The organism is Pseudomonas sp. RP-B7 (genome assembly GCF_059803535.1).
Genome location: NZ_JAPFHC010000005.1, coordinates 134,008 through 160,360 on the forward strand (window position 1 = coordinate 134,008; position 26,353 = coordinate 160,360).

31 protein-coding genes and 1 tRNA gene are annotated in these 26,353 nt (G+C 58.9%); 7 read left to right on the plus strand and 25 right to left on the minus strand.

Translation table 11 applies throughout. The features are described 5' to 3' along the window. Positions 1–105: 105 nt before the first annotated feature. The 4 genes from OPU96_RS07460 to OPU96_RS07475 all read left to right on the plus strand — a co-directional run bounded on the left by OPU96_RS07460 (position 106) and on the right by OPU96_RS07475 (position 3,840). Positions 106–1,482 (plus strand): L-serine ammonia-lyase, encoded by a 1,377-nt coding sequence (locus OPU96_RS07460; RefSeq protein WP_498558924.1) that lies wholly within the window; start codon positions 106–108, stop codon positions 1,480–1,482. A 39-nt stretch (positions 1,483–1,521) separates the two neighbouring features. Beyond that, the gene (gcvT, locus tag OPU96_RS07465; protein ID WP_192299419.1) at positions 1,522–2,646 is read left to right on the plus strand and encodes a glycine cleavage system aminomethyltransferase GcvT; all 1,125 of its coding nucleotides are present in this window, start codon (positions 1,522–1,524) and stop codon (positions 2,644–2,646) included. Between the two features lie 392 nt (positions 2,647–3,038). Next, a complete protein-coding gene (locus OPU96_RS07470; RefSeq protein ID WP_226456242.1) occupies positions 3,039–3,257 on the plus strand; it encodes a cold-shock protein in 219 nt (72 codons plus the stop codon). Between the two features lie 94 nt (positions 3,258–3,351). After that, positions 3,352–3,840, plus strand: a complete 489-nt coding sequence (locus tag OPU96_RS07475; protein ID WP_226456243.1) for an RDD family protein — start codon at positions 3,352–3,354, stop codon at positions 3,838–3,840. 136 nt (positions 3,841–3,976) lie between these two features. On the opposite strand, the gene nadA is transcribed toward OPU96_RS07475, so the two are convergent. Together nadA and OPU96_RS07485 are read right to left on the minus strand one after the other, a co-directional pair. Further along, on the minus strand, positions 3,977–5,035 hold the full coding sequence (gene nadA, locus OPU96_RS07480) for a quinolinate synthase NadA (RefSeq protein ID WP_032890946.1): 1,059 nt from the start codon (positions 5,033–5,035) through the stop codon (positions 3,977–3,979). A 260-nt stretch (positions 5,036–5,295) separates the two neighbouring features. After that, positions 5,296–5,460: a hypothetical protein gene (locus OPU96_RS07485; RefSeq protein ID WP_498558925.1), complete on the minus strand. Its 165-nt coding sequence runs from the start codon at positions 5,458–5,460 to the stop codon at positions 5,296–5,298. Positions 5,461–5,548: 88 nt separating this feature from the next. Between OPU96_RS07485 and OPU96_RS07490 the strand changes: the two genes are divergently transcribed. Beyond that, positions 5,549–6,112, plus strand: coding sequence for a helix-turn-helix domain-containing protein (locus tag OPU96_RS07490; protein WP_498558926.1), 564 nt, complete (start codon positions 5,549–5,551; stop codon positions 6,110–6,112). Between the two features lie 5 nt (positions 6,113–6,117). Here the strand turns inward: OPU96_RS07490 and OPU96_RS07495 are convergent, their stop codons facing one another. The 19 genes from OPU96_RS07495 to OPU96_RS07585 form a co-directional block, all read right to left on the minus strand. Beyond that, entirely contained in the window at positions 6,118–6,987 is an 870-nt protein-coding gene (locus OPU96_RS07495; protein ID WP_498558927.1) for a phosphotransferase, read from the minus strand. A gap of 133 nt (positions 6,988–7,120) precedes the next feature. Next, positions 7,121–7,196: transfer RNA gene (locus OPU96_RS07500), tRNA-Lys, on the minus strand. A 62-nt stretch (positions 7,197–7,258) separates the two neighbouring features. Then, positions 7,259–7,948: a 7-cyano-7-deazaguanine synthase QueC gene (queC, locus tag OPU96_RS07505; protein WP_192299424.1), complete on the minus strand. Its 690-nt coding sequence runs from the start codon at positions 7,946–7,948 to the stop codon at positions 7,259–7,261. Position 7,949: 1 nt separating this feature from the next. Continuing rightward, the gene (queE, locus tag OPU96_RS07510) at positions 7,950–8,597 is read right to left on the minus strand and encodes a 7-carboxy-7-deazaguanine synthase QueE (protein ID WP_159955528.1); all 648 of its coding nucleotides are present in this window, start codon (positions 8,595–8,597) and stop codon (positions 7,950–7,952) included. A gap of 164 nt (positions 8,598–8,761) precedes the next feature. Further along, positions 8,762–9,595 carry a tol-pal system protein YbgF gene (gene ybgF, locus OPU96_RS07515; RefSeq protein ID WP_226456250.1) on the minus strand — a complete coding sequence of 278 codons (834 nt, stop codon included), beginning with the start codon at positions 9,593–9,595 and terminating at the stop codon, positions 8,762–8,764. A gap of 6 nt (positions 9,596–9,601) precedes the next feature. Then, positions 9,602–10,102: a peptidoglycan-associated lipoprotein Pal gene (pal, locus tag OPU96_RS07520; RefSeq protein ID WP_003209827.1), complete on the minus strand. Its 501-nt coding sequence runs from the start codon at positions 10,100–10,102 to the stop codon at positions 9,602–9,604. A gap of 52 nt (positions 10,103–10,154) precedes the next feature. Beyond that, positions 10,155–11,435: a Tol-Pal system beta propeller repeat protein TolB gene (tolB, locus tag OPU96_RS07525; RefSeq protein WP_192299426.1), complete on the minus strand. Its 1,281-nt coding sequence runs from the start codon at positions 11,433–11,435 to the stop codon at positions 10,155–10,157. Between the two features lie 17 nt (positions 11,436–11,452). Continuing rightward, positions 11,453–12,526: a cell envelope integrity protein TolA gene (gene tolA / locus OPU96_RS07530; protein WP_017738026.1), complete on the minus strand. Its 1,074-nt coding sequence runs from the start codon at positions 12,524–12,526 to the stop codon at positions 11,453–11,455. Further along, positions 12,526–12,978 carry a protein TolR gene (gene tolR / locus OPU96_RS07535; protein ID WP_161549410.1) on the minus strand — a complete coding sequence of 151 codons (453 nt, stop codon included), beginning with the start codon at positions 12,976–12,978 and terminating at the stop codon, positions 12,526–12,528. The genes tolA and tolR overlap by 1 nt, the downstream gene beginning before the upstream one ends. A gap of 23 nt (positions 12,979–13,001) precedes the next feature. Then, positions 13,002–13,697: a protein TolQ gene (gene tolQ, locus OPU96_RS07540; RefSeq protein ID WP_010208111.1), complete on the minus strand. Its 696-nt coding sequence runs from the start codon at positions 13,695–13,697 to the stop codon at positions 13,002–13,004. Position 13,698: 1 nt separating this feature from the next. Further along, complete coding sequence (ybgC, locus tag OPU96_RS07545) at positions 13,699–14,154, minus strand: tol-pal system-associated acyl-CoA thioesterase (protein ID WP_015885610.1); 456 nt, start codon at positions 14,152–14,154, stop codon at positions 13,699–13,701. A 138-nt stretch (positions 14,155–14,292) separates the two neighbouring features. Further along, positions 14,293–15,351 (minus strand): Holliday junction branch migration DNA helicase RuvB, encoded by a 1,059-nt coding sequence (gene ruvB / locus OPU96_RS07550; RefSeq protein WP_015885611.1) that lies wholly within the window; start codon positions 15,349–15,351, stop codon positions 14,293–14,295. Beyond that, positions 15,352–15,963 carry a Holliday junction branch migration protein RuvA gene (gene ruvA / locus OPU96_RS07555; RefSeq protein WP_003193868.1) on the minus strand — a complete coding sequence of 204 codons (612 nt, stop codon included), beginning with the start codon at positions 15,961–15,963 and terminating at the stop codon, positions 15,352–15,354. A 68-nt stretch (positions 15,964–16,031) separates the two neighbouring features. Continuing rightward, positions 16,032–16,556 (minus strand): crossover junction endodeoxyribonuclease RuvC, encoded by a 525-nt coding sequence (ruvC, locus tag OPU96_RS07560; RefSeq protein WP_065908840.1) that lies wholly within the window; start codon positions 16,554–16,556, stop codon positions 16,032–16,034. A gap of 156 nt (positions 16,557–16,712) precedes the next feature. Beyond that, entirely contained in the window at positions 16,713–17,459 is a 747-nt protein-coding gene (locus tag OPU96_RS07565; protein ID WP_226456251.1) for a YebC/PmpR family DNA-binding transcriptional regulator, read from the minus strand. Between the two features lie 136 nt (positions 17,460–17,595). Beyond that, entirely contained in the window at positions 17,596–19,371 is a 1,776-nt protein-coding gene (aspS, locus tag OPU96_RS07570) for an aspartate--tRNA ligase (RefSeq protein WP_192299429.1), read from the minus strand. 107 nt (positions 19,372–19,478) lie between these two features. After that, positions 19,479–19,700, minus strand: a complete 222-nt coding sequence (locus tag OPU96_RS07575) for an FmdB family zinc ribbon protein (protein WP_010208103.1) — start codon at positions 19,698–19,700, stop codon at positions 19,479–19,481. Between the two features lie 171 nt (positions 19,701–19,871). Continuing rightward, positions 19,872–20,213: a ribbon-helix-helix domain-containing protein gene (locus OPU96_RS07580; protein ID WP_305391445.1), complete on the minus strand. Its 342-nt coding sequence runs from the start codon at positions 20,211–20,213 to the stop codon at positions 19,872–19,874. Positions 20,214–20,394: 181 nt separating this feature from the next. Next, on the minus strand, positions 20,395–20,868 hold the full coding sequence (locus OPU96_RS07585; protein WP_122720393.1) for a Dps family protein: 474 nt from the start codon (positions 20,866–20,868) through the stop codon (positions 20,395–20,397). A gap of 428 nt (positions 20,869–21,296) precedes the next feature. Between OPU96_RS07585 and OPU96_RS07590 the strand changes: the two genes are divergently transcribed. After that, the gene (locus OPU96_RS07590; RefSeq protein WP_191956007.1) at positions 21,297–21,899 is read left to right on the plus strand and encodes a cold-shock protein; all 603 of its coding nucleotides are present in this window, start codon (positions 21,297–21,299) and stop codon (positions 21,897–21,899) included. Between the two features lie 71 nt (positions 21,900–21,970). On the opposite strand, the gene OPU96_RS07595 is transcribed toward OPU96_RS07590, so the two are convergent. Further along, positions 21,971–22,177: a SlyX family protein gene (locus OPU96_RS07595; RefSeq protein WP_010208093.1), complete on the minus strand. Its 207-nt coding sequence runs from the start codon at positions 22,175–22,177 to the stop codon at positions 21,971–21,973. A gap of 3 nt (positions 22,178–22,180) precedes the next feature. Next, positions 22,181–22,606 carry an HIT domain-containing protein gene (locus OPU96_RS07600; RefSeq protein ID WP_192299431.1) on the minus strand — a complete coding sequence of 142 codons (426 nt, stop codon included), beginning with the start codon at positions 22,604–22,606 and terminating at the stop codon, positions 22,181–22,183. Between the two features lie 732 nt (positions 22,607–23,338). Between OPU96_RS07600 and OPU96_RS07605 the strand changes: the two genes are divergently transcribed. Next, positions 23,339–24,628: an OprD family porin gene (locus tag OPU96_RS07605; protein ID WP_192299432.1), complete on the plus strand. Its 1,290-nt coding sequence runs from the start codon at positions 23,339–23,341 to the stop codon at positions 24,626–24,628. 192 nt (positions 24,629–24,820) lie between these two features. Here OPU96_RS07605 and OPU96_RS07610 read toward each other — a convergent pair whose 3' ends face one another. Both OPU96_RS07610 and OPU96_RS07615 read right to left on the minus strand, forming a co-directional pair. Continuing rightward, a complete protein-coding gene (locus tag OPU96_RS07610) occupies positions 24,821–25,663 on the minus strand; it encodes a mechanosensitive ion channel family protein (protein ID WP_305391446.1) in 843 nt (280 codons plus the stop codon). A gap of 136 nt (positions 25,664–25,799) precedes the next feature. After that, positions 25,800–26,285 (minus strand): YajQ family cyclic di-GMP-binding protein, encoded by a 486-nt coding sequence (locus OPU96_RS07615; protein WP_003175814.1) that lies wholly within the window; start codon positions 26,283–26,285, stop codon positions 25,800–25,802. Positions 26,286–26,353 lie beyond the last annotated feature (68 nt).

The following is a 26,353-nucleotide window of genomic DNA, read 5'->3' on the forward strand; positions in this document are numbered from 1 at the left end:
ATCAGTTGATACAACTGTGATTGACCCACCGCTTTCGCGAGCAAGCCCGCTCCCACATTTAACCGAGTGGGCCTTCAGAAAATAATAAGAAACCGGAGAACAACCATGTCTTTAAGCGTGTTCGACCTGTTCAAGATTGGCATCGGCCCCTCCAGCTCCCACACCGTCGGCCCGATGCGCGCCGCCGCTCGATTCGTCGAGGGGCTCAAGCGTGACAACCTGCTGAGCGCCACCACGTGCGTCAAGGTGGAACTCTACGGCTCGCTGGGCGCCACCGGCAAAGGCCACGGCAGCGACAAGGCCGTGTTGCTGGGCCTGGAAGGCGAACACCCGGACACCGTCAACACCGAAACCGTGGCCACGCGCCTGGCGCAGATGCGCAGCGACGGCCGCCTCAATCTGCTCGGCGAACACAGCATCGTGTTCAACGAGAAAGAACACCTGGCGATGATTCGCAAACCCCTCGCCTACCATCCCAACGGCATGATTTTTCGTGCCTTCGACGCCGCCCATATCCAGATCCGCAGCCGCGAGTACTACTCGGTCGGTGGTGGTTTTGTGGTGGATGAAGACGCGGCCGGCGCCGACCGTATCGTCGAAGACGCCACCCCGCTGACCTTTCCGTTCAAACACGGCAAGGACTTGCTACAGCATTGCACCACCTACGGGCTGTCCATCAGCCAGGTCATGCTGACCAACGAAAGTGCCTGGCGCCCCGAAGCCGAAACCCGCGCCGGGCTGCTGAAGATCTGGCAGGTGATGCAAGATTGTGTGGCTGCTGGCTGTCGCAACGAAGGCATCTTGCCCGGCGGTTTGAAGGTCAAGCGCCGCGCGGCGGGGTTGCATCGCCAGCTGTGCAAAAACCCGGAATCGGCGCTGCGTGATCCGCTGTCGGTACTGGACTGGGTCAACCTCTACGCCCTGGCCGTCAACGAAGAAAACGCCAATGGCGGACGCGTCGTGACGGCGCCCACCAACGGTGCGGCCGGAATCGTGCCGGCGGTGCTGCATTACTACATGCGCTTTATCCCAGGCGCGAACGAAGACGGCGTGGTGCGCTTTCTGCTCACCGCGGCCGCCATCGGCATTCTGTACAAGGAAAACGCCTCGATTTCCGGCGCCGAAGTCGGCTGCCAGGGCGAAGTCGGCGTGGCCTGTTCAATGGCCGCCGGCGCCCTGTGTGAGGTGTTGGGCGGCACGGTTTCCCAGGTGGAAAACGCCGCCGAAATCGGCATGGAACACAACCTCGGCCTGACCTGCGACCCGATTGGCGGGCTGGTGCAGGTGCCGTGCATCGAGCGCAATGCGATGGGCTCGGTGAAAGCCATCAATGCGGTACGCATGGCCTTGCGCGGCGACGGGCAGCACTTTGTGTCCCTCGACAAGGTCATCCGCACCATGCGCCAGACCGGCGCCGATATGAAAAGCAAATACAAGGAAACCGCCCGTGGCGGTTTGGCGGTCAACATTATCGAGTGCTGACGCCTCAAGGCGCGCCAGCACGTTTTTCAGGAGCTGAACATGTCCACCGAAACCCTGTTGAAAACCCCACTGCATGCCCTGCACATCGAACTCGGCGCGCGCATGGTGCCCTTTGCCGGCTACGACATGCCGGTGCAATACCCACTGGGCGTGATGAAGGAACACCTGCACACCCGTGAGCAGGCCGGGTTGTTCGACGTGTCCCACATGGGCCAGATCCGCCTCACCGGCGCGAATGCCGCCAAGGCCCTGGAAACCCTGGTACCGGTCGACATCATCGACCTGCCGGTCGGCATGCAGCGCTACGCGATGTTCACCAACGAGCAGGGCGGCATCCTCGACGACCTGATGGTGGCCAACCTGGGTAACGACGAACTGTTCCTGGTGGTCAACGCGGCCTGCAAGGACCAGGACCTGGCGCACCTGCGCAAACACATTGGCGAACAATGCAGCATCGAACCGCTGTTCGAAGAACGCGCCCTGCTCGCCCTGCAAGGCCCGGCGGCGGTAAAGGTGCTGGCGCGCCTGGCGCCGGAAGTCACCAAGATGACCTTCATGCAGTTCGCCTCCCTGCGCCTGCTGGGCGTGGACTGCTATGTCAGCCGTTCGGGCTACACCGGTGAAGACGGTTTTGAAATCTCCGTACCCGCTGCCAGCGCCGAAAGCCTGGCCCGCAGCCTGCTGGCCGAGACCGAAGTCCAGCCCATCGGCCTGGGCGCCCGCGACTCCCTGCGCCTGGAAGCCGGCCTGTGCCTGTACGGCCACGACATGAACGCCGACACCACGCCGATCGAAGCCAGCCTGCTGTGGGCGATCTCCAAGGTCCGCCGGGCCGACGGCGCGCGTGCCGGTGGCTTCCCGGGTGCCGACCGCATCTTCACCCAACAGCAAGCCGGTGTGAGCCGCAAGCGAGTGGGCCTGCTGCCGCAAGAACGCACGCCGGTACGTGAAGGCGCAGAAATCGTCGACGAACACGGCACCGTGATCGGCAGCGTATGCAGCGGCGGTTTCGGTCCGACCCTCGGCGGCCCGCTCGCCATGGGTTACCTGGACAGCGCATTCATCGCGCTGGACACTGAAGTCTCTGCGTTGGTACGTGGGAAAAAGGTGCCACTTCGTGTAAGTAAAACGCCATTCGTCCCACAGCGTTACTATCGTGGCTGAGTAACTGTTCCTATAAGTAACGCGGTTGCGTTAATGCGCACTAATTTGTAACGCAACCGCCATAAAACAGTGCATTGACGATAGTCAATACATTAAGGAATAACCTATAACAAGTGATCAACTCTATCGAATAAGGCGAGTCCCGCGCAGCCACCAAAGTGTCATAAAACCGAGCAAACGCTGGGGTTTTGTCAGGGCTTGTATTTTACTTATTAGTTGGCGTAGAGTTTGCCCACTGTGTTTGCATGGGTCGCTTTGAACCTGGACCTGGGCAGTAGCTGAAGTAGTTGCGCTACAACCCGTTCGACGTCTTACTTTCCTGCAATCCAGTCCAGTACTCTTTCATGCGAAAGAGGCTGTCATTAATTTTTTAGCGTCAAGGAAATAAGAAAATGTCGGAGAGCAAACGTCAGAGCGGCACCGTCAAGTGGTTTAACGACGAAAAAGGGTTTGGTTTTATCACTCCAGAAAGCGGCCCGGATCTGTTCGTGCATTTCCGCGCTATTCAGGGCAACGGCTTCAAGAGCCTGAAAGAAGGCCAGAAAGTGACCTTCGTCTCGGTCCAGGGCCAAAAAGGCCTGCAAGCAGACGAAGTACAAGCAGAAGGCTGATCCTTCCTGCGACAAAAAGCCCCTGATATGACATCAGGGGCTTTTTTATGGGCGTTATTCCGTACTATGGCTTTTTTCTCCAGAGAGCCCTGCCATGTCCAAATCCCTGCTGAGCCCCCAGGGCGAATTCCCCGCCGTTGGCCTGGGCCGTCGTCTGGCAGCGATGTTCTATGACTTCCTGTTGTGCACCGCGCTGCTGATCGTCACCGCGTTTATCTACAAGCTGGTGTGGATGGCGTTTGTCGGCGAAGCCAAGATGCGCACCCTGACCGAATCCGGTGCGCTGGACGGCGATCCGTTGCTGTCGACGATTCTGTTTTTTGTGCTGTTTGGCTTCTTCGCCAAGTTCTGGACCCATTCCGGGCAGACCCTGGGCATGCAGGTGTGGGGCGTGCGCGTGCAGAACGCCGACGGCTCGCGGATCAGCCTGTGGCAGGCGCTGCTGCGGTTTGTGGTGTCGATTGCGTCGTGGCTGTGCGTGGGGCTGGGGTTTGTCTGGTCGCTGTTTGATAAGCAAAAGCGCAGCTGGCATGACATCTATTCGGATACGCAACTGGTGCGGATCCCCAAACAGAAGAAATAATCACAGCCTAGTGAAGATCCAAATGTGGGAGCGGGCTTGCTCGCGAAGGCGGTGTATCAGTCAATCAATATATCGACTGACACTCCGCCTTCGCGAGCAAGCCCGCTCCCACATTTTTGGCCGAGTTCGCCTCAGGTCAGGCGTTGCCGGCCAGTTTCAGGCGCGCCGCCTGGGTAAAGTCCAGCATGCGCTTGAGCGGCCTTACCGCATGCGGAATCACCGACGGCTCAACGAAGATCTCGTTGCTGCCCTCACGCAAGCACTGCAACGTGCGCTCCAGCGTGTTCATCGCCATCCACGGGCAATGCGCGCAACTGCGGCATGCTGCGCCGTTGCCGGCGGTGGGCGCTTCGACGAAGACCTTGTCCGGGCACAGCTGCTGCATCTTGTAGAAGATGCCGCGGTCGGTCGCCACGATAAACGTCTTGTTCGGCAAACGCTGCGCAGCGGCGATCAGTTGGCTGGTGGAACCCACCGCGTCGGCCAGTTCGATCACCGCCGTCGGCGATTCCGGGTGCACCAGGATCGCGGCGTCCGGGTACAGCGCCTTCATGTCCTCCAACTGCTTGGACTTGAACTCCTCATGAACGATGCATGCACCGTCCCACAGCAGCATGTCGGCACCGGTCTGGCGCTGGATGTAGGTACCCAGGTGCTTGTCCGGGCCCCAGATGATGGTCTCGCCGTTGTCCATCAGGCTCTCGACGATTTCCAGCGCGCAGCTGGACGTCACCACCCAATCGGCGCGGGCTTTGACCGCCGCCGAGGTGTTGGCGTAGACCACCACCGTGCGCTCGGGATGCTGGTCGCAAAACGCGGAAAACTCGTCCACCGGGCAGCCCAGATCCAGGGAGCACGTGGCTTCCAGGGTCGGCATGAGGATACGCTTTTCGGGGGTGAGGATCTTGGCGGTCTCGCCCATGAACCGCACGCCGGCAACCAGTACGGTCTTGGCCGGGTGGGCGGCGCCGAAGCGGGCCATTTCCAGGGAGTCGGAGACACAGCCGCCGGTTTCTTCGGCCAGGGCCTGAATCACCGGGTCGCAATAGAAGTGGGCAACCAGCACCGCGTCCTGGGCTTTGAGCTCGGCGGCAATGGCGGCACGCAGGCTCGCCTCTTCATCGGCGCTGAGGGCCTTGGGCTGCTTGGCGTCGAGGTGGGCTTGAACCAGTAGGCGTTCGGAAATTTGCGTCATGTTCGCAAGACCTGCAGGCGCAGTAGCGCGAAAGTCGAGTGTACCACCGGCTCTGGAGCCCATCGGGCGCCGCCGGACGAAGTGTTTTTGCTCATCAAGCACGGTTGAAACAGAAGCCGCGCAAGGCTACAGAATATCCAATCGATTCAAAAGCCCAATCTGGCGTTTGCACGTGCGTCTGTCGGGCAAAAAAAGGGAAGCCCCAGCAGCGGAGCTTCCCTTTTTTTGTCCCATGACGCGGCCCTCAGACCACCCGTGGATCAATCTCCGCCGCCCATCAAGGCGCGCCCGTACCAGCCGGAAAAGCCCGGGCCGGTGCGCGGCAGCGGTTGCAAACCGGCCTGCAAGTGCTCGATGACAAACGTCACGTCCTCAATCAACGGCTGCGCCAGGGTAATCAAGCAAATGCCTAACGTTGCCTTCATGAACGTCTCCCTATTTCAATCAAACTGAGGATCAAATGAGCGGCCGCTGCGGATTGCCGGTCAACTGCGCCTGTTGATTGGCGAGAGCATGCTCAACAAATACATCGGCGAGCAGCGCACCCAGCAGATCCTCGGCAACGGCAATGTGCGCCAACTGGCATTCCAGAAGACCTCGGCCGCCAGCGCCAGCCATGCCAGCGCCCTGACCCGCTACCTCAGCCACGGCGTGACCGGCACCCTGGACATGCACATTCACACCCTGAGCCTGCTCTGCGAACAGCTCAAGCTGCTGAGCCCCGACGCGCTCTCGCAAAGCCTGAAATTCAGCGCGACCGACATCGAGAAACTCGAGCGCGCGCGCGACATCATGATCGAGCAGATGGACCAGCCGCTGACCATCCCCTATCTCTGCGCGGCGGTCGGGCTCAACGAGTTCAAACTCAAGGAAGGTTTGCACTACCGCTTCAACTCCACTGCGCACCGCATGCTCAACGAGATCCGCATGCGCAAGGCCTACACCTTGCTGGAAAGTGGCTGTCAGGTGGCCCAGGCGGCTTATCAGGTGGGGTACAAATTTCCGAATAACTTCAGCGCAGCGTTTACGCGGTTTTTTGGCAAACCGCCCAAGTCGGTGTTTGGCAAACGGCGCTGAGCCCGTCAAGGGTGCGTGGCGGGAGCCTGTTTGAAGGCGGCCTGGGCCTTGGGGTTGGTCAGGATGCTGTAGCGCGTGGTGCGCGAGACTTTCCGGGTAAGGAAGCGTTCGAATACGGGGTCGAAGATGGACCGTTGCAGATTCGGCTGCTCGTCCTCCAGGTAACGCTCACAGAGCGCACGATAGGCTTCGAGGCTGACGAAGCGCTTGATCCAGAAGTGATAGAAGTAACCCATGGAGAAACCCAGGCTGAAGTCATGATCGATAACCGAATGCGCGCAGCACTCAAAATCGATTAGGCGCAGCTGACCGTCCGGCGCGATCAAGATGTTCTTGGGGTGGGGGTCCATGTGCACAAACCCTTCGGCGAGCATCTGCGCAAACAGTCGAAACACCTGTGGCAGTAGTGCAGCGGCCTGTTCAGGTTGCGCGACAAGACGATCATCCACACTGCAATGATCATCAAAAAAGCCCACCAGCAGGTACTCCTCTTTCAGGAACGGAAAGCGCGCTTTATAGCCGAACCCGGCGACGCGCGGCACGCTGGCTGACTTGGTGGACACCACGGACAGGTTGATGAACTCGTTGGTCAGGTCATGCAGGCCAAATGCACGTTTTAGCCCCAGGTAGTTCTGCAGCTGTTTTTTCCAGTGCTCAAGCTTGTTGTGCTTCAACACCCACCGTCGCTCACCCTCCAGCAGGAACACCCCGCGCGTGGCCTCGGGTATGTCGAGGGTGGTGTGTTGTTCCGGTGCGGCGAGGAAGCGTTGGACCAGCGTGGAGAGTTCAGGCTGATAGCGGGGGTCGAAATAGAAGATTAAGTCGCCGAGGGGCTTGGTTTGGAATGCGCGGGTCATGCGGTTTAGGTGACGCATTGAGCCTTCCTCACATGGGCTATCGGCTTTGGCTAAATCGTCCAGCTACGCAGGCTTACCTAAATCGCGGGTAAAAAAAAACCCGGAAATCCTCACTTGCGTGGGCCTTCCGGATTTTCTAAACCGCCAAAAATGGTGGGTCGTGTGGGATTCGAACCTACGACCAATTGGTTAAAAGCCAACTGCTCTACCAACTGAGCTAACGACCCGCTGTGTGGTGGCGCGTATAATACTGATTTCTAAGGATTATTCAACACCTTATTTTAAAAAATCAGAAATAACGCGTTGGGTCAGTAATTCCGGCTGCTTGGAAGCCTTCTGCACGCAGTCGACAGCTGTCGCATTTCCCACAAGCACGGCCGTCATCGTCTGCCTGGTAGCAGGAAACTGTCAGCGAATAATCGACGCCAAGTCCTACGCCAGCCTTGACGATGTCGGCTTTGCTGAGGTTTTGCAGCGGCGCCAGGATGCGGAAGCCCTGCCCTTCTACACCGGCTTTGGTCGCCAGGTTGGCCATGCGTTCGAACGACTCGACGAACTCTGGGCGGCAGTCCGGGTAACCGGAGTAGTCCACCGCGTTGACGCCGATGAAGATGTCGCGGGCGTTGAGCACTTCAGCCCAGCCCAGGGCCAGGGACAGGAAGACGGTGTTGCGGGCCGGTACGTAAGTGACCGGGATGCCTTCGCCGGGTGTTTCCGGTACGTCGATGCTGCTGTCAGTGAGCGCCGAGCCGCCGATGCCATTGAGGTTCAAGCCGATCACCTTGTGCTCGACCACGCCCATGTCGCGGGCGACGCGGGCGGCAGCGTTCAGTTCGGCGCGATGACGTTGGCCGTAGTCGAAGCTCATGGTGTAGCAGCTGTAGCCTTGCGCCTGCGCCATCGCGACCACGGTAGCGGAGTCGAGGCCGCCGGACAGGAGAATCACGGCGCGTTTTTGATCGTTGGTGTGCTCAGTCATGTCAGCGTCCTGGCTCGTCGTTCCAAAGGTATTTGTGCAACTGCAATTGCAGGCGCACCGGTAGATTATCCGCCACCACCCAATCGGCGAGGTCGCGTGCGTTCAGGTCGTGGTGGCTTGGAGAGAACAGCACCTCGCCCGCGCGACGGTCCAGGCCATACTGGATCAGCTTGGAGTTCGCCCAATCGTAATCATCACGGGAACAGATAACGAACTTGACCTGATCGTTGGCCGTCAGCAAGTCGATGTTCTCGTAGCGATTGCGGTGCGACTCCTTGGAGTCCGGGGTCTTGAGGTCGACTACCCGGCTTACCCGCGGGTCGACCGCGGAAATATCCAGGGCGCCGCTGGTTTCCAGGGACACCTCGTAACCGGCATCGCACAACTGCTTGAGCAAAGGGATGGCATTGGGTTGCGCCAACGGCTCACCCCCCGTCACGCAGACGTAGCGCGGCCGGTAACCGGCAACCTGTTCGAGGATGTCGTCGAGGGTGCGCACGGTGCCACCACTGAAGGCGTAGGCGCTGTCGCAGTATTGGCAGCGCAACGGGCAACCGGTCAGGCGCACAAAGACTGTGGGCAGGCCAGCGGTGCGCGTTTCACCCTGCAAAGAGTAAAAAACTTCGGTGATACGTAATGTGTCTTGCATAGTCGCCACGGGCGTAACAGCTAAACAGGCTGTCCGCCTCCGTCAGGCACTTCATGAGACCCCGCCAACGCGTAGACCCCAAGAAGCGTGTTTCATAAAAGGGCGTGGATTCTAACGAAAAAACCCGCGCCAGGCGCGGGTTTCTTCTGAACGGGCTGCTTTGCCTACAAGCGTTGCAGATCCCGCTGGGCCAACTGGGCAGCGGAAGTCCCCGGATACTGGGCAACCACTTGCTGCAGAATGCCTTTGACCTTGTCGGTATGACCCAGGCGGCGTTCTACGTCAGCGAGTTTGTACAGCGAATCCGGCACCTTGGCATGCTTGGGATAGAGCTGGCTGACCTTGGCAAATGCCTGGCCTGCGCCCTGCAAGTCACCCTTGGCCAGGTTCACCTCGCCCAACCAGTATTGGGCGTTACCCGCGTACTGGCTGTTTGGGTATTTGCGCAGGAAAGCGCTGAATGCCTGGCTGGCCTTATCGAAATCCTTGGCTTTGATCAGGTCGAAGGCCGCATCGTAATACAGCTTTTCCTTCGCCGGATCACCCGGTTCGCTGCTCGCGGCAGGGGCTTGGCTGGCAGCCGCCCCCGCTGCTGCACCACCGATGGCAGCACTAGGTGCACCACCGGCGGAAGAATTATCAGGAGTTGCGGCAGGTGTAACACCGGCTCCAATGCGTCGATCAAGATCCTGGTAACGTTCCAGGCCTTCTTGCTTCAGCTGGCGCACTTCGTTCTGCAGAATTTCAATGGTGCCTTGTTGCTGCGCCAATTGATCCTGCATACGTTGCAGCTGGTTGAACAGTTCGCCCTGTGCCGAGGGAGCGGACGTAGCCGCTCCCCCCGCATAGGCGCCGTTCGTGCCATAACCTGCTGGCGGATAACTGCTCCCGCTATTGTTATAGCCAGAGTTGCTATCTTCCACAGGAACCGCAGCCCACACCGCAAGCGGTGCGAAGCTGAGAGCCAATACAGTCAGAGCACGACGGCACGTTCGCATGACGAATTACTTACGCAGTTCGACGCGACGGTTTTGAGCCCAGGACTGCTCGTCGTGGCCAGTAGCAACTGGACGCTCTTTACCGTAGGAAACCAGTTCCAGTTGGCCTGGAGCAACACCTTGCAGTACCAGGTAGCGCTGAACGGCTTTCGCACGACGCTCGCCCAGTGCCATGTTGTACTCACGAGTACCACGTTCGTCGGTGTTACCTTCCAGAACAACGCGAGCGCCGTTAGCTTTCAGGTCCTTCGCGTGAACGTCCAGAGCGCGCATGGCTTCTGGTTTCAGGTCCGAACTGTCGTATTCGAAGTAGAAAGTGGTGATAGCGCGCAGAGCAGCTTCTTCGCTCAGGGAGCCGTCAACTGCACCAGTGTTAGCGCCGTAACCAGCGTTTGGATCAACAGCTGCGCCTTCACCGGCATTGTCGCCGCCTTTAGACGAGCAACCAACGGCTACGGACAGAGCCAGAGCCAGAGCAGCAAACTTACCAAACTTCAGCATTTCCATCGTGAAACTCCTAATGAACCCCAGTGTGTTAAGCAAATCTTGTAGCGCCGCGTCAGTTCAGGTAAGGGGACCAGGATGGTTCTCTGACTTCGCCTTGAGCGGTAGGAAGTGGGAGCCTTACGCGTCCATTAATGGACACGAGCATCAAGACTCCCCGGCCCTGCTGGCGGGTGGCGTAGATTACCATGGTGCCGTTGGGCGCAACAGTGGCTGACTCATCAAGGTTGGTATCTGTGAGGATTTTTACGGTTCCGCGCTGCAAATCCTGGGCCGCAACCCGGAAATTAGTGAAACCATCCTGACGGTGAATCATCACCAACGTCTTTTCATCAGCCGAAAGTTTAGGGTTGGCGTTGTAGTTGCCGATAAAAGTCACGCGTTCCGCGCCACCGCCACCAACACTCGCCTTGTAGATTTGTGGTTTGCCGCCACGGTCGGAGGTGAAGAAGATGGTCGAGCCATCCTTACCCCAGAACGGTTCGGTGTTGATACCCGGGCCGCTGGTCACGCGAGTAATCGCACGCGAAGCCATGTTCATCACGTAGATGTCCGGGTTGCCGTCCTTGGACAGCACGAACGCCAGGCGCGAACCATCCGGCGACCAGGCTGGCGCACCGTTGAGGCCTTCGAAGTTGGTGATCTGCTCACGACGACCAGTATCGATGTGCTGGACGAAGATACGCGGACGCTTCTGTTCAAAGGACACGTAGGCAATACGCTTGCCGTCCGGCGCAAAACGCGGCGACAGGATGGGCTCACGCGACTGCAGCAAGGTCACTGCACGAGCACCGTCGTAGTCCGAACGCTGCAAGGTGTAGCGGGTGTTGTCTACCGAGAAACGCTCAGCCGTTACATAAAGCAGACGCGTCGAGAAAGCACCTTTGATGCCGGTGAGCTTTTCAAACGACTGGTCCGAGATGTAGTGGGCCATGTCGCGGATTTGCTCGGCTGTGCCCGACACGCTGCCGGTCAGGACCTGCTGCTCGGTGGCCACGTTGAACAAGGTGTAGGTGATTTGCAGGCGACCGCCGGCCGGCGTGATATTACCGACCATCAGGTACTGCGCGCCCACGGCTTTCCAGTCACGGAACACGACTTCGCTGGCCTGGTTCGGCTGGCTGATCATGTTGCCTTTCGGAATCGGCGCGTAGTAGCCGGAGTTGCGCAGGTCGTCGCTGACGATCTGGGCCATGTCGTCCGGCAGCACGCTGCCGCCCTGCCAGCCGAACGGTACTACCGCGATCGGGGTGGCCCGATCGCTACCGCTGGTGACCAGGATGTTCTTTTCATCCGCCGCCGCTATCCCTGCCATACAGCAAATAACGACAAGCATTCCTCGAAGAAGGTTTCTCACAAGGCTAGATCCTCAGGTGTGAATGTCATCTTGAATGAACGATAGGGAGCGAAGTCGCTTGGTTTCATTCCCTGCATCTCGGTCAACCGGCCAATGTTCTTGACCGCTGCAACCGCCGAACTGTCGAACGAACCATCGCCACTGGACTTGGCCACGCTGACCGAAGTCACCGTACCGTCCGGCAACATGCCGATCTGCAGCACTACTGTCATGCCTTTGCGTGCCGAAGGTGGACGTGTCCAACCTTCCGCTGCCCGTGCCCGAATCAGGTCGTCGAAACTGCCCGCGACTTCGTCACCACGTTCATCGGCCAAGGCTTGCTGACGCTGCGGCGTGTCGGAAAGCAAATCTGCCAGGGCCTGGGCCTTTTTCTCTTCGGCGGATTTACGTGCTGCTTCCTGGGCCTTTTTCTTGGTGGCATCGGCGGCAGCTTTCTTCTTCGCGTCGTCGGCGACTTTTTTCTTCGCCTCGTCTGCTTCAGCTTTTTTCTTGGCGTCTTCGGCGGCTTTCTTCTTCGCGTCTTCGACTATTTTCTTCTTGGCTTCTTCAGCGGCCTTTTTCTTGGCCTCTTCTTCGGCAGCTTTCTTGGCTTCTTCTTCAGATTTCTTCTTGGCTATATCAGCCAATTGTTTCTCTTCGGCTTTTTTAGCTTCGGCAGCCTTCTCGGCTTTTTTGGCTTCATCAGCCTTTTTCGCCTCGTCGGCCTTCTTCGCTTCGTCAGCCTTTTTCGATTCCTCGGCCTTTTGAGCCGCCTCTTCTTTCTTTTGTTCCGCAGCAGCCTTCACCGCTTCCTGCTCGACCTTCTTCTGTTCCATCTGTTCGACTTCAGTCTGGCGCGCAGCCGACTTCTGGGCCTCACCTGCAATCTTCTGATTGGTCTGGGTGGTGGCCTGGCTTTTCGATTTCAGCTGATACAGGGTCGCCTGCACGATCGGCTTGGCTGGCGGCAGGTCCGGGGTCATGGCAAAGCTGACGAACAGCATGCCAAACACCAGGACGTGCAGGGCAATTGCCCAGACGCTAGGCCAGAAGTAGCTTTCCGAGGCGGACGGCTCTCGCTGTTGCTGCATCAGGGCGCCTCGGTAATCAAGCCAACGTTACCGACGCCGGCCTTCTGCAGCCCGCCCATGGCACCCATGACGGAACCGTAGTCGACTGCCTTGTCACCCCGGATGAACACCTGGGTGTGCTTGCCGCCTTCGTTGCCGGCGCGAATGATCTTGGTCACCGCATCGGTCATCGCCGGCAAGGTCATGGCCTTGTCCTGTTGCTTCTGAGTGTCGACTTCGCTGCCAAGGTTCCAGTAATAGGTCTTGTCGGACTTGATCGAAATGGTCAGCACCTGGGTGTTGTTGTCCTGGGGCAAGGCTTCGCTGGAAACCTTGGGCAGGTCAACCTTCACACCCTGGTTGAGCATCGGCGCGGTCACCATGAAGATCACCAGCAGCACCAGCATCACGTCGATGTAAGGCACTACGTTCATCTCGGCGACCGGCTTGCGCTTGGTTCGAGCTCGAGTGATTAAAGCCATCGGGAGGTACCTGCTTATTCTTCGCTGGTGTGCACTTTACGGTGCAGGATCGCCTGGAATTCATCGGCGAAGGTGTAGTAACGGCCAATCAGGTTTTCGCCGCGAGCGGCAAAACGGTTGTAGGCGATGACTGCCGGGATCGCAGCGAACAGGCCGATCGCAGTAGCGATCAAGGCTTCGGCGATACCCGGGGCCACGGTGGCCAGGGTCGCTTGCTGAGCCTGGGCCAGGCCACGGAAGGAGTTCATGATGCCCCACACGGTACCGAACAGACCGATGTACGGGCTCACGGAACCCACGGTGGCGAGGAACGGCAGGCTCTGCTCCAGTTTCTCTTCTTCGCGGGAGATGGCGACGCGCATGGCACGGGCCACGCCTTCCATCACCGCTTCCGGGTCGACGCCTGGCTGCTGGCGCAGACGGGAGAATTCCTTGAAGCCGGCGCGGAAGATCTGCTCGACGCCCGAATCCGGGTCCGGGTTGCTGCCCGCCTGGCGGTACAGCTTGGACAGGTCGATACCCGACCAGAAGCGCTCTTCAAAGCTCTCCAGGGCACGTCGACCGGCACGCAGCAGGTTGCTGCGCTGAAAAATCATGACCCAAGAGGTAACCGATGCGGCTACCAGGGTCAGCATCACCAGTTGAACCACGACACTGGCATTGCTGACCAGGCTCCACATGGAGGAATGGTCGACGACGGTAGGTTCCACGCTAAATCTCCTGCTTTGATTGTTTACCCGCGCCGCTTACGTCGGCAAAGGCCGCACGTAGAGCTTCGGGAATGGCCCGGGGTTTCAAACTATTGGTGCGCACACAGGCCACCAGGAACTGCCCCTCACAGAGCAGCGTTGCATCCGTTGCCCGCCTGACCTGCTGTTTGAAGCGCAGGCTGACACGGTTCAATTCGATTACTTCAGCGCTGACCAGCAGTTCGTCGTCGAGCCGCGCCGGCGCGTGATAGCGCGCCTCGCTGGAATGCACGACAAACAACAGGTCCTCCCCTGCCAGCTGGGATTGGGCAAAGCCCAGCTCCCGCAGCCGCTCGGTGCGAGCCCGCTCCATGAACTTGAGATAGTTGACGTAATACACGATGCCGCCCGCATCGGTGTCCTCGTAATAAACGCGACAGCGATGTGCGAACGACTGATCCCCGTTTTGCGCGCGCATACTCTAGTGCTTACTCCTCAGGTTGCCAATTGGCTGGGCAACTGTTTTTTCATTCTATGAAACATTTCTAACGACTGAATGACGACACCAGCCACTAGGACAGCACAAACCTCAGATAAATCGACTGGCGTGACCTTTTTAATCGTCCACTGCATCAAGGAATTCGTCTACCACGGGCATCTCACCCAATCGTGACGGAATGTTTAGCCCGAAGTGCAGATAGGCGTGGCGCGTCACCACGCGCCCCCGCGGCGTGCGCATGATATAGCCCTGCTGGATCAGGTAAGGCTCCAGCACATCCTCGATGGTATGGCGTTCTTCACTGATGGCAGCCGCCAGGCTGTCGACACCCACTGGGCCGCCGTCGAACTTCTCGATCATGGTCAAGAGTAGACGTCGGTCCTGGTGATCGAAGCCGTGCTCGTCCACATCCAGCAGGTTCAAGGCCAGGTCGGCGACGGCCTTGGTGATATGCCCCTTGGCCCGCACTTCGGCGAAGTCACGCACGCGACGCAGCAGACGGTTGGCGATTCGTGGCGTACCGCGGGCACGACGGGCGATTTCAAACGCACCTTCCGGGTCCAGGGGCAAGCCGAGAATGCCCGCCGAACGGCTGACGATGGTCGCCAGGTCTGCAGTGCTATAAAACTCTAGACGTTGAACAATGCCGAAACGGTCTCGCAACGGGTTGGTCAGCATGCCCGCGCGAGTGGTGGCGCCGACCAGGGTGAAGGGTGGCAGGTCGAGCTTGATCGAGCGGGCCGCCGGGCCTTCGCCGATCATGATGTCGAGCTGGAAATCCTCCATCGCCGGGTACAGCACTTCCTCGACGATGGGTGACAGCCGATGAATCTCGTCGATAAACAGCACGTCGTGGGGCTCAAGATTGGTCAACAACGCCGCCAGATCACCCGGACGCTCCAGCACGGGGCCGGACGTGGACTTGATCGACACGCCCATTTCCTGGGCAATGATGTTGGCCAGCGTGGTTTTACCCAGGCCCGGCGGGCCAAAGATCAGCGTGTGGTCCAAGGACTCACTGCGCCCGCGCGCAGCCTGGATGAACAGCTCCATCTGCTCGCGCACGGTGGGCTGGCCGATGTAGTCGGCCAGGCTCAACGGGCGGATGGCGCGGTCCTGGACTTCTTCACGGTCACGCGGACCGGTGGCCGCAATCAGACGATCAGCTTCAATCACTTAAATCATTCCCTTCAGGGCGCGGCGGATCATGTCTTCGGCACTCAGGTTCTTGTCCTTGATGGCCGACACGGCCTTGCTGGCTTCCTGGGGCTTGTAGCCCAGGGAAATCAGCGCGTTGACAGCATCGCTCTCGGCGCTGGCGACCTGGGCCGCCGGCATATCCGGCTGGTTCGGCACCAGGGCGAACATGCTTGGCACGACTTCCCAGGCCTTGAAGCGGTCCTTGAGTTCGACCAGCAAGCGCTCGGCGGTCTTCTTGCCAACCCCCGGCACCTTGGTCAGCGCCGACGTGTCCTGGGCCGAGACGGCGCGCACCAGCTCATCCACTTCCAGGCTCGACATCAACGCCAGCGCCAGTTTCGGCCCGACACCATTGAGGCGAATCAGCTCGCGGAAGAAATCACGGTCGCGCTTGCCAATGAAACCATAGAGCAATTGCGCATCTTCGCGCACCACCAGGTGGGTGTGCAGCGTAATCGGCTCGCCGACCGACGGCAGGCGATACAGGGTGGTCATGGGCACTTCCAGCTCATACCCCAACCCGTTTACATCCAGAATCAGGTGCGGCGGCTGTTTTTCAGCCAGGGTGCCGCGCAAGCGTCCAATCACGGTTCAAATCCTTAAAGCTTGAGGTCAGATAAAAGGCCTGACCGGGAAAAACGATTGCGCTGATGCTATCAGAGACGCAGCCGCCCGCCACGACTGCGTGCAGTACCCAGGCCGTGAGGCAACAGGCTGGAACGGGTGTGCGCGTGGCAAATGGCGATGGCCAGTGCGTCGGAGGCGTCGATTTGTGGCTTCGCGGTGAGCTTGAGCATGTGCATGACCATCATCTGCACTTGTTCCTTGTTCGCCGCGCCGGTGCCGACCACGGCCTGCTTGACCTGGGTCGCGGTGTATTCGGCGATCTCCATGCCCTCCTCGGCACCTGCGACGATGGCAGCGCCACGGGCCTGGCCGAGCTTCAGCGCCGAATCGGCGTTTTTGGCCATGAACACCTTTTCGATGCCCATGGTCACCGGACCATAGGTCTGGATCACTTCACGCACGCCGCGATAAACAATCTGCAGGCGCTCGGCCAGCTCGCCCGCCCCGGTGCGGATACAGCCCGAGGCGACGTAGATGCAGCCACGCGGGGTCTGTTGCACCACGCCAAAACCGGTGATGCGCGAACCGGGGTCGATACCTAGGATTAAAGTCATAACGCCTGCGGTTTGGGTAAAACAATTTTGATACAAAGGAGATCCAATGTGGGAGCGGGCTTGCCCGCGAAGACGGTGGATCAGTCAACATTTTCAGCGACTGGTACACCGCATTCGCGGGCAAGCCCGCTCCCACATTTTGATCGACGTCATACCTCAGACTAGCTGTGCAGCCACATCCTCCGGGATGTCGGCGTTGGAATAGACGTTCTGCACATCATCCAGGTCTTCGAGCATATCCAGCAGCTTCAGCACTTTTTGTGCGCCATCCAGGTCCAGTTCGGCGCTGGTGGTCGGCAGCATCACGATTTCCGCGTCGGTACCTTTGAAACCGGCGGTTTCCAGGGCGTTACGCACGGCGTAGAAACTGGCAAACGAGGTGAACACGTCGATAGAACCATCGTCGTTGGTGACCACGTCGTCGGCATCCGCTTCCATCGCCGCTTCCATCAGCGCGTCTTCATCCGTACCCGGCGCGAACGTGATCTGCCCTTTACGCTCGAACAGGTAAGCCACTGAACCATCGGTGCCCAGGTTGCCGCCGCACTTGCTGAACGCATGGCGCACGGCCGCCGCAGTGCGGTTGCGGTTGTCGGTCATGCACTCGACCATCACCGCCACGCCGCCCGGGCCGTAGCCTTCGTAGGTCAGCTCGACCATGTCGTCGGTATCGGCAGCGCCGGCACCACGGGCCACGGCGCGGTCGATAATGTCGCGGCTCATGTTGGCGCCGAGGGCCTTGTCCAGCGCGAGGCGCAGGCGCGGGTTGGAGCCCGGGTCACCACCGCCCTGGCGGGCAGCGACAGTCAGCTCGCGAATCCACTTGGTGAAAATCTTGCCTTTCTTGGCATCCTGACGCTCTTTGCGGTGCTTGATGTTCGCCCACTTGGAATGGCCAGCCATAACACAACTCCGAAATTCTGTAGAAACCTTGTCAACCCTGCCCCAGGCAGGATGCAACCCTTGTAACGCAAAGGCGCATCCGAAGATGCGCCTTTTTTAGACTGCGTAGAACTCAACGCGCTTTCACGCCGCAGCCTTACTCAGCCTTCGGTGTCTCACGCAGGCGGATGTGCAGTTCGCGCAGTGCCTTGGCATCCACCACACCCGGAGCCTGGGTCATGACGTCCGCAGCGCTCTGGGTTTTCGGGAAGGCGATCACTTCACGGATCGACTGGGCGCCGGTCATCAGCATCACCAGACGGTCCAGGCCGAACGCCAGGCCACCGTGGGGCGGCGCACCGTATTTCAGGGCGTCGAGCAGGAAGCCGAACTTCTCTTCCTGTTCCGCTTCGTTGATGCCCAACAGGCGGAACACCGCTTGCTGCATCTCCTTGCGGTGGATACGGATCGAACCGCCACCCAGCTCAGTACCGTTCAGAACCATGTCGTAGGCGCGGGACAGTGCGCCAGCCGGGTTGGCTTCCAGCTCGGCCGGCGAGCACTTCGGCGCGGTGAACGGGTGGTGCAAGGCGCTGAAGCTGCCGTCGTCGTTCTCTTCGAACATCGGGAAGTCAACGACCCACATCGGGGCCCACTCGCAAGTCAGCAGGTTCAGGTCGTGACCCAGCTTGATCCGCAGCGCGCCCAGGGCTTCGCTGACGATCTTGGCCTTGTCGGCGCCGAAGAACACGATGTCGCCATCGACTGCACCAACGCGATCGAGGATCGCGTTCAGGTTGTCCAACGGGATGTTCTTCACGATCGGCGATTGCAGACCGTCAACACCGTTAGCACGCTCGTTGACCTTGATGTAAGCCAGGCCCTTGGCACCGTAGATGCCGACAAACTTGGTGTAGTCGTCGATCTGCTTGCGCGGCATGCTTGCGCCGCCAGGTACGCGCAGGGCGGCGATACGGCATTTAGGGTCATTGGCCGGGCCGCTGAACACCTTGAAGTCGACTTCCTTCAGTTGGTCGGCCACGTCTACCAGTTCCAGCGGGTTGCGCAGGTCTGGCTTGTCGGAACCGTAGCGGCGCATGGCTTCTTCGAAGGTCATGTGCGGGAAATCGCCGAACTCCAGATCCAGCACTTCCTTGAACAGGTTGCGGATCATTTTTTCGGTCAGGCCCATGATCTCGTTTTCATCGAGGAAGCTGGTCTCGATGTCGATCTGGGTGAATTCGGGCTGGCGATCGGCGCGCAGGTCTTCGTCGCGGAAGCACTTGGCGATCTGGTAGTAACGGTCGAAGCCAGCGACCATCAGCAGTTGCTTGAACAGCTGTGGCGATTGCGGCAGGGCGAAGAACGAACCGGCATGGGTACGGCTCGGCACCAGGTAGTCGCGCGCGCCTTCCGGGGTGGCCCGGGTCAGGATCGGCGTTTCCACGTCCAGGAAGCCGTTCTCGTCGAGGAAACGGCGGATGCTGGTGGTCATGCGCGAACGCAGGCGCAGCTTCTCGGCCATTTCCGGACGACGCAGGTCCAGGAAGCGGTAGCGCAGGCGGGTTTCTTCGCCCACGTCGGAGTATTCGTTGAGTGGGAACGGCGGGGTTTCCGACTCGTTCAGCACTTCCAGTTCATAGCCCAGCACTTCAATCGCACCGGAGGCCATGTTCGCGTTCACGGCACCGGCCGGACGCAGGCGAACCTTGCCGGTGATCTTCACGACGTATTCGCTGCGCACGCGGTCGGCGGCGGCGAAGCTTTCGGCGCGGTCCGGGTCGAACACCACCTGGGCCAGACCATCACGATCACGGATATCGAGGAAGATCACCCCGCCGTGGTCGCGGCGACGGTGAACCCATCCGCAAAGGGTGATTTCCTGACCATCCAGGGTCTCGTTCAGTTGGCCGCAATAGTGGCTGCGCATCATGGTAGTGGTTTCACTTCTCGTAATTCGAAATTCGGTGGAGGCCTGCCTCGTCACCGTACATTAAAGCAGGGGACGGATAATGCAGGAGCCTGCGCGTAGAGTTCAACTCAGTCTGCTTTGTCGCCGCCCGCCAGATTCTTCTTCGAGCCGGTCTTGAAATCGGTCTCGTACCAGCCGCTGCCACTCAGGCGAAAGCCCGGCATGGACAACATCTTCTTGAGTTCCGGCGCCTGGCAGGCTGGGCAATCGACCAACGGTGCTGCGCTGATCTTCTGAATGGCTTCCAACTGATGACCACAGGAAGCACATTGATAGTCGTACATGGGCATGGCGATGTCTCGGCGATCAGATCATTACTGCGCCACGCCTGGCCCTTGGAGAACAGCCCCGGCCTGCGCAGCAAAGCGCGGGATTATATATGGTAAATCAAGGCAGCGCAGCCGGCTTTCTGCCCTAAGCACGGCCCGCCAGGGCAGCGGGTCGTCCTCGGGGCCGCCGTGCTACTCGGGGTTCGGCGGCACAACCTGGCCCTTCAATGCGTGAACCACACACACCACACGGACCAGACCACTGAAGTTCTTCACCCCCCCGTAACGCAAATGCACTTCCCGATCGACATACGACAGCAACGCACTGACCGAACAGGCATTGATCCTGGCAATTTCCGTGAGGATATTCCAATAGATCTGCTCAAGCCGCAGGCACGTGGAAAACCCATTGAGCCTGACCGATCGGGACAAGGGCTTGGACAGCCCCATGTCGAACCCCTTTGCAAAGGGATCGACCTTTATCTTATGGAAACCACAGGCCTCCATCACTCCATTACCCACTCCGCGTGACATACACCTGACACTCCATTGCCAAACAACAGCCCACGGGGTACTCCCGTTGGACAGTGGGCCTATAAAACAGCAGGACGAGCGGAGCGGCCAGAAGACGCGGAGTTGATAGTCGTAGGACAACGCCAGGAAGCGCAGGGAAACAAGCGAGCGGCGCCAGGGTGGCGCCGCTCGAAGCAGGTATCTACTGGTTTTCGAGCAGGGAACGCAACATCCACGCGGTCTTCTCGTGGACCTGCATGCGCTGGGTCAGCAGGTCGGCAGTCGGCTCATCGCTGACCTTGTCGAGCAATGGAAAAATGCCACGCGCGGTACGAGTGACCGCCTCCTGGCCCGCCACCAGCTGCTTGATCATCTCTTCAGCGCTGGGCACGCCTTCCTCCTCCTTGATGGAAGACAGGCGAGCATAGATCGAATAGGCACCCGGCGCCGGGAAACCCAGGGCACGGATACGTTCGGCAATGGAATCCACCGCCAGCGCCAGTTCGTTGTACTGCTCCTCAAACATCAAGTGCAGCGTACGAAACATGGGGCCCGTGACGTTCCAGTGGAAGTTGTGGGTCTTCAGATACAGTACGTAGGTATCGGACAGCAGACGCGAAAGCCCATCGACGATGGATTTACGGTCTGCTTCACTGATACCAATATCGATTGCCATGTTTTTCCCCTTCAATTGACGAGCGTTCATTGATCAGGTGCAGGACCACTCTAGCAAGAGACCCGGTGTTGTGCAGCCCGACACACCCCGGTGACCTGCGGCAAATCGCCCCTCTGCCGCTCGCCAGGCCGCGTGGGGCAAGCGCTACAGCGCTCAGGCAGACTCTTGAAATACCCCTCAAAACACCCAAACCTGTCTAGGACAAGCGTTTGCCGCATAAACGCCGCGTCTCCCGCAACACCCGCAAATGCTTGATTTGAGTAGGCACAGCCTTTGCTGTTAAATAGGCGGCGTGTGGCTGCCGTTAATGTTTGCGGCACGTTACATAGGCTGATACCCGCGCACGTGCTCAACGCCTCCCATTGTTCAGAAGCGAACCGTGCCAGTCAGCTCTTCCTTGTGATCCGTCTTAACGTGAGTTAATCAAAATGTTGAAAATCGTCCACCTGCTAACGGGCGTTGCAGCTTTGCTGCTGTCCTTTATCCCGAGCCTGCAGCCTGAAAGCCTGCCCTACCTGCAACAATATGACGCTCTGTACCTGGCCTTGTTCGGCCTTCTTAACCTGACGCTGGCACCGGTGATCCCTTACTGGAACAAAGGCACACGTCATCAACTGCAAAACCTGGTCAGCGCACTGCTGGTACTGACCGTTGTCGTACAAACCCTCACCCTGCTGGCACCCATGCCTGAAGTCGGTGGCCACCCGGCCATCCTGCTCAGCCTGGTAATTGCCGTGGTTGCCATCGTTCTGCACCTGGCAATCAGTTTCTACCGTTCGTCGCCTGCAGCCGCTTCGCAAAACTACGACATGACCAACCGCGATACCGGGACGGTCAAGTGGTTCAACACGTCCAAGGGCTTCGGCTTTATTTCTCGTGATTCGGGCGACGACATCTTCGTCCACTTCCGGGCCATTCGCGGCGAAGGCCATCGTGTCCTGGTGGAAGGCCAGCGCGTGGAGTTCTCCGTGATGAACCGCGACAAAGGCCTGCAAGCCGAAGACGTGATTGCGGCCCTGCCGCGTCGCTGATCCACGCCTTCGCAGCAAAAAAAACCGCGATCCAGTGCAGACTGGATCGCGGTTTTTTATTGCGCGCCTGTTTAGTAATGAGGCGGCGGCGCTTCTTCTTCGGAGGTCTCGAACTGGCCGCCCATTTCTTCCTGGCGCTTGAGCAGTGCCGTCATCTGCAATTGCAAACGCTCGACCGCCCGTTGCTGGGTGACAAGGATGTCATTGAGGGTTTCGATAGTATCGTCCTGAAAGGCCAGGCGGCTTTCCAGGTCGTTGACGCGGTCTTGCAGATCCATGGTTCAGCCCTGGGTAAAGATGAAGTCGGCAGGCAACAGCGTGCGCAACCTGGCGCGAATGGCCGCAACCTGCTCCGCGGTATATGGCACGGCGGGGTGTTTGCCCCACACCGGCGCAGGCCAGGCAGCGTCATCGCGCTTGCGCACGATCACATGCACGTGCAGCTGACTGACCACGTTACCAAGGGCGCCGATATTCATCTTGTCCGCCGCCAGGCCTTCATTGAGAAGTTGCGCCAGGGCTGTGGTCTCTTGCCACAGCGTCTGCTGATCGGCGACACCCAGTTGAAACACTTCACTGATACCGTTGATACGCGGCACAAGAATGAACCACGGGTAATTCGAATCATTGGACAGCAGCAGGCGGCACAAGGGGAAATCCCCGAGGGTCAGCGTATCTTGTTGCAGGCGTTGGTCTAAGGCGAACACCGCGGGCACTCCGTATTGGCAGGTCAGTTCAGGCGCCCAGCATACCTTCGAATGGCCCGCCATGCAGAAGGTGCGATGCAACCCGAGAAAAACAACTGCACCTTTTCGATGCAGGCGGATATTTCAACTACGCTAAGACGGGCCTCAGCGGGACGCACCAAAATGACCCACTTGTGCCTCAAAGCGATCCGCCGTTTACCCACTCGCGGGGTGAACCGGTAACGTTTTGCTCTGGAGCAAGTTTTGCGCGGCCCCGTTCAGGTGTAATGGCCCGGCGTCAAGCCCAAACCAAACGGCGTAAAAACCCCGTGCTTATGCGGTTTTTACATTGAGATAACGGCTTTCACGAAAAAATGACATTCGGTTACCGGTTTGTGCACGCTTGTTGCATTCAACCTCACATCGTCGACAACGACACCCGCCTGGAAGCAGGTGTTACGCGATAAGAACAGCAGCGTTTCAATGTTTAACCAGGAAGAATCCAAACTTTTAAAAAGCTTGGAAACAGCATTGAAGTTGTCAGTCCCGCTACATTCAGGACTGTGAATTTGCGACATGGATCTAGCAATTTGCGACAGCCTCGTAAAGAAGCTGAAAGGAAAGATAGGCAAGTATCGCCAAGTATTGTCAGCGTGATATAACTTTGCGCCGACACAAAAAGAAAGAGCCGCCCAGACAAAAATACAGGTGGGACGGCAGTACTCTTCCTAAAAACCAAAGGAGCAAATCACGATGCGCGTGATGAAGTGGAGCATGATCGCCCTGGCTGTTTCAGCAGGCACCTCGCAGTTCGCAATGGCGTCCGCCCAGGACGACTCCAAGGGCTTTATCGAAGACAGCACGGCCAGCATTCTGACCCGCGCCCTGTACTTCAGCCGTGACCGCCGTAACCACGATGCGACTCAAAGCCGTATCGAAGAAACCGGTCTTGGTTTCCACGGCCTGTTCAGCTCGGGTTACACCCAAGGCACCATCGGTGTCGGTGTAGACGTGATCGGCCTGCTGGGCGTCAAACTCGACAGCGGCAAGGGTCGCGCCGGTACCGGCCTGTTCCCTCAAGGCTCCGACGGCCGTTCGGAAGACGACTATTCCAAAGGCGGCGCTGCCGTTAAGTTCCGTATCTCCAACACGGTCCTGAAGGTCGGCGATCAATACACCACCGCTCCAGTATTCGCCTCCGATGACAGCCGCTTGCTGCCGGAACTGCCGCAAGGCGTTTCCATCACCAGCACCGACATCAAAGATCTGAAACTGGAAGCCGGTCACTTCACCTCGATCGTTGCCCAGGACCAGACCTACAAGGACAGTATCAGCAGCTCCGAGCCTGGCTCCAAGCGTGGCCTGCGTGATGCCAACTTCGTCGGCGGCGTTTACTCCTGGACCCCAGAGTTCACTACCAGCCTCTACTACTCGAAAGTGGAAGATTACTGGAAGAAGATCTACGCCAACGTGAACTGGACCCACGCCCTGAGCGATGACCAATCCGTAGCCGTAGACTTCAACATCTACGACACCAAGAGCGAAGGTGCTGGCCTGGTACGTTCCGACAAGGACGGCAGCAAGCTCGACAACCGTGCGTTCAGCTTGCAGGGTGCTTACACCCTCGGCGCTCACACCTTCACCCTGGCAGCCCAGAAAGTCACCGGCGACGGCCAATACGCCTACGGCGTAGACGGCGGCGGCACGATCTTCCTGGCCAACTCCATCGCCCGTTCCGACTTCAACGCCGAAGGCGAGAAGTCCTACCAGGCTCGTTATGACCTCAACATGGCTACCTTCGGTATCCCTGGCCTGAGCTTCATGACCCGTTACGTGAAAGGTACCGGCGCCAACATCGCCAGCACCAGCAACGGTAAAGAGTGGGAACGCGACATCGAAGCCAAGTACGTGATCCAGAGCGGTCCAGCCAAAGACCTGAGCCTGCGCGTACGTCAAGCGACCTATCGTTCGTCTGATCAGGTTTACTCGGGTTCGCTCGACGAACTGCGTCTGATCGCGCAATACCCGCTGAACATCCTGTAATTGATTGCTTGATTACAACGATGACGTAAGGCTTCGGCCTTAAATAAAAAGCCGCTCCCCTGCAAACAAGGGAGCGGCTTTTTTATTGCAGTATTGTTTCAGCGAATAAATAACTAGCAAGCTAACTAACGAGATTAAACTCGCAGCTTCGAACCTGACCTTTCAGCCAAGTTCGGCGCAATTGGCCTGGCATTATTTAGCTGCAGTTTCCTGCATCACACGAATAACCCGTTGTGGAAACGGAATATCAATCCCCGCCGCTTTCAAACGGTCACGGGCAAGTTCATTGAACATGAACATCACATCCCAATAGTCCGCGGTCTTGGTCCAGCAACGCAGGGACACAGTGATAGAGCTGTCGCCCAAGGTCGAAACCACCGCCACCGCGGCCGGGTCTGCCAGCACGCGCGGGTCTTTCGCCAGTTCCAGCAGTACCTCACGGGCCTTCTGCAGGTCGGCGTCATAATCCACACCCACATCAAACACTACCTTGCGGGTCGGCTGACGGTTGGTGTTGGTGATGATGCCGTTGGACAGGCTGCCGTTCGGGATGATCACCGTCTTGTTGTCGCCGGTGCGCAGCACGGTGTGGAAGATCTGGATGCTGTCGACCGTACCCGAAGTACCCTGGGCTTCAATCCAGTCACCAATGCGGAACGGGCGGAACAGCAGAATCAGCACGCCGCCGGCGAAGTTCGCCAGGCTGCCCTGCAATGCCAGACCGATGGCCAGGGTCGCGGCACCAATCGCGGCGACGAACGAGGTGGTTGCCACGCCGATCATCGACGCCACGTTGACCATCAGCATGACTTTCAGCGCGATGTTGGCCAGGTTGGTGATGAAATGTTGCAGGGCCAGGTCCGCATTGCGCAGGGCCAGCAGGCGCCCCACACGGTGGGTCAACATGTTGATCAGCCACCAGCCGATGGCCAGGGTGAGGACGGCCAGCAGCACCCGGCTGCCGTATTCCATGATCATCGGGACCCACGACTGCGAGGTCTTGATCAAGTGATCCATTTCAGCGTTCAAATCCATGTAGCTTCTCCTGTGTGGCGGATGTGCGGCTTTATTGACTGCCTAAAAACGCAAATGAGCCCCGTAGGGCTCAAGTGTAGGCACGGATTCTGGGGCGTGGGACGTCAAAAACGCCCCCAGGTTCCGCGATGTGCCATCAGTCGCGGAAGTTATTGAACTGCAGCGGCATGTCGAAGGTCTTGGCGCGCAGGGCCGCGATGGCCTCTTGCAGGTCGTCACGCTTCTTGCCGGTGACACGCACCTGCTCGCCCTGGATGGCAGCCTGGACCTTGAGCTTGGCATCCTTGATATGAGCGACGATCTTCTTCGCCAGCTCCTTGTCGATGCCTTCCTTGAGCACGGCTTCCTGTTTCATCAGCTTGCCGGAGGCGTAGGCGTCCTTGATTTCAAGGCACTGCGCATCGATCTTGCGCTTGACCAGCGACAGCTTGAGGATCTCGATCATCGCTTCCAGCTGGAAATCGGCTTCAGCGGTCAGGTTGACGGTCAGTTCCTTTTCCTTGAATTCGAAGCTGCCCTTGCCTTTCAAGTCATAGCGACGGTCCAGTTCCTTGACGGCGTTCTCGACGGCGTTGGTGACTTCGTGTTTGTCCAGTTCGGATACCACGTCGAACGAAGGCATGTCATTTCTCCAATATAAGGGGCGGGCTCAGTAGAGATGGAGCGCGCCCGAGCTAAAATGCCGGAGCA

Excerpts from the sequence above, each read along its gene's own strand:
- OPU96_RS07460 (WP_498558924.1), top strand. The coding sequence starts at position 106 with ATGTCTTTAAGCGTGTTCGACCTGTTCAAGATTGGCATCGGCCCCTCC.
- gcvT (WP_192299419.1), top strand. The coding sequence starts at position 1,522 with ATGTCCACCGAAACCCTGTTGAAAACCCCACTGCATGCCCTGCACATC.
- OPU96_RS07470 (WP_226456242.1), top strand. The coding sequence starts at position 3,039 with ATGTCGGAGAGCAAACGTCAGAGCGGCACCGTCAAGTGGTTTAACGAC.
- OPU96_RS07475 (WP_226456243.1), top strand. The coding sequence starts at position 3,352 with ATGTCCAAATCCCTGCTGAGCCCCCAGGGCGAATTCCCCGCCGTTGGC.
- nadA (WP_032890946.1), bottom strand. The coding sequence starts at position 5,035 with ATGACGCAAATTTCCGAACGCCTACTGGTTCAAGCCCACCTCGACGCC.
- OPU96_RS07485 (WP_498558925.1), bottom strand. The coding sequence starts at position 5,460 with ATGAAGGCAACGTTAGGCATTTGCTTGATTACCCTGGCGCAGCCGTTG.
- OPU96_RS07490 (WP_498558926.1), top strand. The coding sequence starts at position 5,549 with ATGCTCAACAAATACATCGGCGAGCAGCGCACCCAGCAGATCCTCGGC.
- OPU96_RS07495 (WP_498558927.1), bottom strand. The coding sequence starts at position 6,987 with ATGCGTCACCTAAACCGCATGACCCGCGCATTCCAAACCAAGCCCCTC.
- queC (WP_192299424.1), bottom strand. The coding sequence starts at position 7,948 with ATGACTGAGCACACCAACGATCAAAAACGCGCCGTGATTCTCCTGTCC.
- queE (WP_159955528.1), bottom strand. The coding sequence starts at position 8,597 with ATGCAAGACACATTACGTATCACCGAAGTTTTTTACTCTTTGCAGGGT.
- ybgF (WP_226456250.1), bottom strand. The coding sequence starts at position 9,595 with ATGCGAACGTGCCGTCGTGCTCTGACTGTATTGGCTCTCAGCTTCGCA.
- pal (WP_003209827.1), bottom strand. The coding sequence starts at position 10,102 with ATGGAAATGCTGAAGTTTGGTAAGTTTGCTGCTCTGGCTCTGGCTCTG.
- tolB (WP_192299426.1), bottom strand. The coding sequence starts at position 11,435 with ATGCTTGTCGTTATTTGCTGTATGGCAGGGATAGCGGCGGCGGATGAA.
- tolA (WP_017738026.1), bottom strand. The coding sequence starts at position 12,526 with ATGCAGCAACAGCGAGAGCCGTCCGCCTCGGAAAGCTACTTCTGGCCT.
- ybgC (WP_015885610.1), bottom strand. The coding sequence starts at position 14,154 with ATGCGCGCGCAAAACGGGGATCAGTCGTTCGCACATCGCTGTCGCGTT.
- ruvC (WP_065908840.1), bottom strand. The coding sequence starts at position 16,556 with ATGACTTTAATCCTAGGTATCGACCCCGGTTCGCGCATCACCGGTTTT.
- OPU96_RS07565 (WP_226456251.1), bottom strand. The coding sequence starts at position 17,459 with ATGGCTGGCCATTCCAAGTGGGCGAACATCAAGCACCGCAAAGAGCGT.
- aspS (WP_192299429.1), bottom strand. The coding sequence starts at position 19,371 with ATGATGCGCAGCCACTATTGCGGCCAACTGAACGAGACCCTGGATGGT.
- OPU96_RS07575 (WP_010208103.1), bottom strand. The coding sequence starts at position 19,700 with ATGCCCATGTACGACTATCAATGTGCTTCCTGTGGTCATCAGTTGGAA.
- OPU96_RS07580 (WP_305391445.1), bottom strand. The coding sequence starts at position 20,213 with ATGTCACGCGGAGTGGGTAATGGAGTGATGGAGGCCTGTGGTTTCCAT.
- OPU96_RS07585 (WP_122720393.1), bottom strand. The coding sequence starts at position 20,868 with ATGGCAATCGATATTGGTATCAGTGAAGCAGACCGTAAATCCATCGTC.
- OPU96_RS07590 (WP_191956007.1), top strand. The coding sequence starts at position 21,297 with ATGTTGAAAATCGTCCACCTGCTAACGGGCGTTGCAGCTTTGCTGCTG.
- OPU96_RS07595 (WP_010208093.1), bottom strand. The coding sequence starts at position 22,177 with ATGGATCTGCAAGACCGCGTCAACGACCTGGAAAGCCGCCTGGCCTTT.
- OPU96_RS07605 (WP_192299432.1), top strand. The coding sequence starts at position 23,339 with ATGCGCGTGATGAAGTGGAGCATGATCGCCCTGGCTGTTTCAGCAGGC.
- OPU96_RS07610 (WP_305391446.1), bottom strand. The coding sequence starts at position 25,663 with ATGGATTTGAACGCTGAAATGGATCACTTGATCAAGACCTCGCAGTCG.
- OPU96_RS07615 (WP_003175814.1), bottom strand. The coding sequence starts at position 26,285 with ATGCCTTCGTTCGACGTGGTATCCGAACTGGACAAACACGAAGTCACC.